Source organism: Xenorhabdus innexi, assembly GCF_002632485.1.
In the GTDB taxonomy this organism is placed as follows: Bacteria; Pseudomonadota; Gammaproteobacteria; order Enterobacterales; family Enterobacteriaceae; genus Xenorhabdus; species Xenorhabdus innexi.
In genome coordinates this window covers 1-3846 of record NZ_NIBU01000125.1, presented here as the reverse complement: position 1 = coordinate 3846, position 3846 = coordinate 1, and the positions used below count along the sequence as shown (strand labels likewise).

The window sequence follows — 3846 nt, the reverse complement described above, 5'->3', positions numbered from 1 at the left end:
CATTTGTGCAACCGCAGTCACAGTCATGTTGTACGGTGGTAGCAATTTAGCCAGTGCGGCAGATTTACGTTCAGGTGAAATACGTGTCATTTTTTTCTCTATCAGCGTTGTTAATGAGGGTGACAACTATGCTGACAGAGAGGGGATTGTTATTCGTTCCCATACTCCATTAGGTATAGAGCTTCTACTATCATTAGTGTTGTCTTCATCATTAGCATTTCTGGGTCTATTTGCACTATGTAGCTTATTGTCATAACCTCCAACCCGATCTCGTAAAGAGTCAGGTTCATTTAGAGTCTGTAAAACTCGGCCATAGGCTTCATAAACGCTAACGCCGGCCTGATAGAAACCTGCAGGCACTGGGTTAGGGTTGGGATTAGGGGTAGGGTTAGGTTCTGGATTGGGTTTTGAGCTGGTTAGTGACGATCTCAGATACCAGTTTCCATCAGAATTATCAGTGCCATTTTTATAAAGTCGATAGGCATAAGCTCCAGCTACCACAGCAGGCTCTCCTTTATAACTATAGTCACCAACCAAAGTGAACACTGCGTCTGATACTCCTTTTACATCAACAACTTTTATACCTTCGTTCGTCAGTGCACCATTTCCTTCGGTATTTTTGATCACGAGATGCGTTGAACCCGATGTGTTACCCTTTATCACTAACTTGTCAGTTTTTGAGTCATCTCCACCCAGTGCCGTCGATAAAGCTACAGTGCCGTTATTTCCGTTATAATTATTCGCGATAGTTAGTGTATGTCCAACAGTTTTGTTATCTCCGCCCATTAGTACGTTTCCACTATTATTAAGGGCTGAAATTACCGTATTAAACCCGCCCATATCAAGCGTACCGTGCTGCCCGATTGTATAAGGTGAAGCTGAACTAAAAGTGTTTTCTGTACCTTGACGCAATATGCCTTTTCGGACTTCGGTAATACCTGTATGAGTATCAGTGCCAGTCAGGGCAAGGATCCCTTCACCATTTTGAACAAGTTTTCCTTTACCAGAGATATTTCCGCTGAAGGTCACATTACCTGAACGGTCAAATATAATAGTTCCTTCACTTTCTGTAGTAACATCGCCATAAATGCTCCCTTTAGTACTGCCATCACCTAGTTGAAGAATACCTCGTGTTATCTTTGTACCTCCGGTGTAATTATTTTTTCCTGTCAAAACCAACTTACCATAATCCGTTGTTTCAAGCTTAGCCGAGCCCGTTAAGTCTGACTCAATCGTTGCAACCATATCAGTTGCTGATTTCTTTCCCGTGCCAACGCGAATTTTAGCGCTGCCTGTTAGATCATTCTTCAAAGTTATCGGATTACCGCTGATTGTGTAACCATTGGTGCTAAATTGAATACCATTGACAGTGACATGGTCAGTGCCATTATCGACCTGCACTTTTCCTGCCTTTCCAGAAAAGATGGCAAATTGGTCGATATTATTATTCCAACTGGAGTTACGTTCTCCAGTGAGGTTACCTGATTTTAATGTCCAATTATTCTGTCCGCCAACCTGCCAAATACCATCTCCCCCATCAATTGCATCGTTGTTGTGTTTACTGGGGTTACCGCCATCCCAATAATTCAGGCGTATACCAGCAGTGTTGATAAGAGAGATTTTATTGTCTTTATACGTATTGAGAGAGAGTGAACCCGGTTTTCCATTTGTAAGTAGAGTCATGCCGTTATCGGTTAATTTGCCATGATAGCTGAATATATCGTATTCACCGGCAGAGAAACCGCCGAGATCAGTGACATTAAGCGTTCCTGCCAGTGTCAGATTGCCCTTAACATCAAATAATGAGGGAATGGATTCGTTTTCAGACCCAAGAGATATATCCACATTTGAGTCGCTGCTAAAAATAAGATCGTTACCAAATGTCAAAGTATTATCTTGATGACCGACAAGACGGCCGCCGTTTTCAATCGTCGTTGTGCTCTTGATTAGACCTGTACCATCAACAGTTCCCCCGTTTTTAACGTCGAAGGTTGATGCTGTTGTACCGAGTTGCCCGTTAACGATAAGAGTTCCTCCCTTAACACTTGTTGCTCCAGTATAAGTATTGAGACCAGTCAGGGTAGTAATACCATTTCCTGCTTGGTGAACAGAACCGGTTCCACTAATTATGTGGCTATAGGTAACTTTATCGCTCGGGTTAAAATAAAGATCGCCTGCATTATTAATATCATTGGCAATATTTCCAGTTTTATGTCCATCTCCCAGACGTAATACACTGCCGGATAATATCCTGACAGAGTCAACACTCATGTCGTGGGTATAGGTAAGATCCGAATTTTCTGTTGAAGTACCTTTTCCTCCAATGGTAACAATCGAGTTTTTTGCTCCGTATACCTTGCCATTCAGGGTTGCCTTTGGACCAGAAATATAAAGAGTGGCACTGCCAAGCTCTATATCGCCATCAATTTCACCTGAATTATGAATACCGTTGGTGATGGTACCACTATTCTTTATCGAAAATTTATCTCCCTTTATTACAGCTCCATCTAAATTAGTGATGGTATCAACAGTGCCTTTATCGTCGATAGAGATTCCACTTTGCTTTCCGTATAGTAAGGAAGCATTGGTAATCTGTTTAATTCTGGATGGCCTGATGTGAGGATTAGCGTCTAATAGAGCTTTACCTTCCCCTGTGACCTGAACTGCGTTCTGCTCAGCTGTTATATTGATCTTCTTACCGGCGTTATTATAAAGATTTTCTAAGTATCCCCCATTCTGAACCAGAACACCGTGGTAGGGACCAAGTAATGTTCCACTATTACTAAAAGTGCCGATATTACTACCAGCATCAATAGAAAACGTTGCTAAATTCGAAAGAGCATTCTTATCCTGAGACTTTAATGTTCCTAAATTATGGAGAAGCTTAAGTGTTGAACTTCCAACAGATATTCCATCAATAGAACCTGTCTCCTGATTTAGAATTGTATCTACCCGTCCATATTGACTATTATCATCTGACTTACTCGCTGGTTGTATCTGTATTGCATTCAACGAGGACAGATTATTGCTGGAGTTAATTGAGCCATGATTCTCTAACTTCGTCATTTGACCAGAAACCCATACCGTTCCGTTTGTCCCGCTTATAGTTCCGTAATTCAATAGATTTTCAACAGAACCACTATAAGTTACTGTTATCCCAGACATTCCATCCAGAGTGCCGCTATTTTTAATGTTATCAACAGATATGACTGAGGCCTGATTATTATTAACGCCGATATTGACCGCACTGTATTTCAGACCGTAGGCATCATTCCCGCTTGGTTGCCCCATAGGTGCATCAATTGAGCTGTTACTCTGGATAGTAAGGTTTTCGTTCTGTGAGAGATTACAGGGGGATGTTTCATGTCTGGAAATAGAGGTATTGGTATTCGGAGAGCCGCATGATGAGTCTGCGATTGCGTCAACAGTTATTGCAGGGAACAGTAAAGCCACTCGGAGAGTTATTGGAAATACAGCGTATCTGTATATCTTCATAAGAGGATCCCTAAATAACTTTAACCTAACTTTTCATAAAATAATTAAGTGAAACCTACTGTAGTAGTATTACTGTAGAATATATTTACGGTAGCGTCGATTTTGCCCACTCCAAAAAGATATTAATAATGATCTTAAATTAGTGACAGATATTATTGCCTTGGTTCGGTACGTACAATTAATACCTGATAATGGTGTTTTATTTCAAAAGCCTATACATAACTCATAGACAGGCTCTTAAGAATTAAGCCTTTCAAAACACGCATCCAATGTTTTGTTTTTACATGATTTTCTTTGTGGTGTTTTGAACGCGTTCTGGCATAAATATGCTTGTGCTTTTTCCAGCCAAAA

General features: G+C 40.8%; 1 protein-coding gene. It reads right to left on the bottom strand.

From position 1 onward, the window contains the following. Positions 1 to 126: 126 nt before the first annotated feature. Entirely contained in the window at positions 127 to 3291 is a 3165-nt protein-coding gene (locus Xinn_RS20180) for an autotransporter outer membrane beta-barrel domain-containing protein (protein WP_244590278.1), read from the bottom strand. Positions 3292 to 3846: the final 555 nt, after the last annotated feature.